1 protein-coding gene is annotated in these 327 nt (G+C 70.9%); it reads left to right on the forward strand.

The genetic code is table 11. The features are described from left to right. Positions 1 to 327, forward strand: a 327-nt coding sequence (locus M0638_RS28640) for a calcium-binding protein (protein ID WP_408903692.1), incomplete at both ends; no start/stop codon positions are given.

A 327-nucleotide genomic window follows, 5' to 3' on the forward strand; every position in this document is an offset into this window, starting at 1 on the left:
CTGCCGGCGGACATGCTGATCGACTACGTCCGCATCTACGGCTACGCGCCGAGCGTGCTGTTCCCCAACGCGGTGCAGAGCGGCGGCAGCACCACGCTGGCCGGCGACAAGGCCGACCTCATCCTGACCGGCGGCACCGGCGGGCTTTCCGCCACCGGCAACGGCCTCGACAACCACCTCTACGCCAACGACGCCGGCAGCAGCCTCTACGGCCTCGACGGCAGGGACACGCTGACCGGCGGCGCGGGCAACGACTACCTCGACGGCGGCGCGGGCAACGACATCATGCTCGGCGGCACCGGCGACGACACCTACGTGCTGGACAGC

Origin of the sequence: Roseomonas acroporae (assembly GCF_023223525.1) — a bacterium.
In the GTDB taxonomy this organism is placed as follows: domain Bacteria; phylum Pseudomonadota; class Alphaproteobacteria; order Acetobacterales; family Acetobacteraceae; genus Roseomonas_E; species Roseomonas_E acroporae.